Source organism: Acidithiobacillus sp. TH-A36 (assembly GCF_057473445.1).
Genome location: NZ_JBYCKP010000120.1, coordinates 1 through 2417 on the forward strand (window position 1 = coordinate 1; position 2417 = coordinate 2417).

3 protein-coding genes and 1 pseudogene are annotated in these 2417 nt (G+C 56.6%); all 4 read left to right on the forward strand.

The window, feature by feature from the left end:
• Window positions 1–55: 55 nt before the first annotated feature.
• Window positions 56–904 (forward strand): 23S rRNA (adenine(2030)-N(6))-methyltransferase RlmJ, encoded by an 849-nt coding sequence (locus AC2VLY_RS03445; protein WP_486921769.1) that lies wholly within the window; start codon window positions 56–58, stop codon window positions 902–904.
• A 33-nt stretch (window positions 905–937) separates the two neighbouring features.
• Complete coding sequence (locus tag AC2VLY_RS03450; protein WP_193651230.1) at window positions 938–1222, forward strand: DUF2322 family protein; 285 nt, start codon at window positions 938–940, stop codon at window positions 1220–1222.
• Window positions 1223–1234: 12 nt separating this feature from the next.
• Entirely contained in the window at window positions 1235–1996 is a 762-nt protein-coding gene (locus AC2VLY_RS03455; RefSeq protein ID WP_486921770.1) for an exodeoxyribonuclease III, read from the forward strand.
• Window positions 1996–2417, forward strand: a pseudogene (locus AC2VLY_RS03460) (50S ribosomal protein L3 N(5)-glutamine methyltransferase); the annotation flags it as partial. The gene AC2VLY_RS03455 and the pseudogene AC2VLY_RS03460, both read left to right, overlap by 1 nt.

Here is a 2417-nt window from a genome sequence, read left to right on the forward strand (position 1 = left end):
GCGTTGACTCTGTTATCATGACTTAAATTATCATCCCTAGCCAAGCCCAGGAATCATGAACTACCAACATCATTTTCATGCCGGTAATGCGGCAGATTGCACCAAACATCTGGCGCTTTTTCTTGTTTTGGAGGCCTTGACCCGCAAGGACACCCCACTGGCCTACATCGACACGCATGCCGGAGCAGGCAGTTACCCAATGGGCAACAGCGGAGAACATCTTGGCGGCATTACGCGCCTCTGGGCAGATCGACGCAGCCTGCCCCAATCCGGGGAATGGCTCAAATGCATTCAGCAGATCAATCACGACAAACAACTGCTGCACTACCCCGGCTCGGCCCGGCTGGCCGCCGAACTGCTCAGACCTCAAGATCGGATGATTTTATGTGAAACAGAGGCGGAAATTGCCTTGCAGTTACGAGCGAACCTGGGCAAAAGATCGCATACCAGCATTTTGAACGAAGACGGATATCGCGCCCTTTTTGCCCATATTCCTCCGCAGGAAAAACGCGGTCTGGTGCTCATTGATCCGCCCTTTGAGCGCCGGGACGAATGGGAAATGCTCGCCGATACCATACTGCGTGCCTATCAACGCTGGCCTCAGGGAACCTATCTTATCTGGTATCCCATAAAAATACGGGGTACGATCACGCGGTTCTGGCAGGCCATACGTGGCAAGATTGCGGCGCAGGTGTTTGAACTGACACAACGGCCGGAAGATGGACGCGAAGCCCTGGCCGGTAGCGGATTGTTGCTGATCAATGCGCCCTGGGGCGTCAAGGAAGCCCTCAGCGCCGGTCTTACGGAACTTGGCCCGCTACTGGCCGACCCGCAATCCGGAGAATTCTGGTCTCTGCGTTGCAGCGGCTGGGCCGCTCCTGAAAAAGCCGGTCAAAAAAAATGATTCATCTCAATCACGCAGAGAAAGGTTAAGCGGATGGACAAAGAAACTCTTCCCAATATCGATCATATTCAAAAGCTGCTGCTTTATGGCGGCCCTTCCGCGCAGCTACAGCAGGAGCTGGTCAAAACGTCCGGTGCCGAAATCAGTGTCGCCGTCCTTTATCAGCTGGCCCTGCGTCATGGCGTCATCAGCCCGACTGCAGCGCGTGAAGGTCTGGCCCTGCTGGCGACTGCCGGGACAGCCGGCGACAGTGGTCGTAAAATTCTGGAACAAGTGATTGCCGACAGCGATTTTCTGGCTGTACGGGTCATGCGCTGAGGGAAACGGACATTGCGTCTTTATAGCTGGAATGTGAACGGCTGGCGGGCAGCCTGCCGCAAAGGCCTGCGGGACTGGGTGGAAGAGACCGGTCCCGATCTGCTCTGCACTCAGGAAACCAAAGCGGATCCTGCAAAACTGACCGCTGCGGAAAGCCGCCTGGAGGGATATGGCAGCTGCTGGGCCGTGGCCGAACGGGCCGGTTACAGCGGCGTCGCCACTTTCAGCAAAATTCCCGGGCAAACTTCTCATGCGGGTCTGGGCATAGAGCATTTTGACCGCGAAGGCCGGGTGGTTGTCACCGATTGCGGCGATTTTGATTTGTACAACGTCTATTTTCCAAACGGCAAAAAAGACGGCGAACGACTGGCCTTCAAGCTGGATTTTTATGCCGCCTTTCTGGCGCATATTAACCAGAAAGTGGCGACAGGCCGCCCGATTATTTTTTGCGGCGATGTGAACACGGCGCATCAGCCCATCGATCTCGCCCGCCCCAAGGAAAATCAGCGCATTTCCGGCTTTCTTCCCGAGGAGAGAGCCTGCATGGACCAATGGCAACAGGCTGGTTGGGTGGATAGTTTTCGTCACCTTCATCCCGATGAGGCCCGTTACTCCTGGTGGAGCCAACGCACCGATGCCCGCAGTCGCGACATCGGCTGGCGCCTCGATTATTTCTGGGTACACCAGAGCCTTCTGCCGCGCCTGCGCGCTGCGGGTATCGCTACGGAAGTCATGGGTTCTGACCATTGTCCCGTCTGGCTGGAGATTATTTGATGCGCCTAGAACAGTATGTGCAACTTGCCGAAAATGACCTGTTCACCGTGGCAGACTTGCGGCGCTGGGGTAGCAGCCGCTTTGCTGCCGCTGATCTGGACTTCAGTCAGGGGCAGCAAAATCCCCGCGCCGAGGCCGATCTGATCCTGGCGCGCGCCCTGCACCTGGAACCCGAAGATCTTGCGGACTTTTCAGGTGCCCGGCTGCTGCCGGATGAAAAGCGCCGGGTATTGCAACACTTTTATGCGCGTGAAATTCTCCGCAGGCCGGCCGCCTACATCACCGGAGAAGCCTGGTTCGCCGGTCTGCGCTTTATGGTCGATGAGCGGGTATTGATCCCCCGCAGCCTCATTGAGCCCTTTATTGAAGAGGGTTTTGCGCCCTGGGTAGAAGAATCCCGAATCCTGCGTATTCTCGAAAT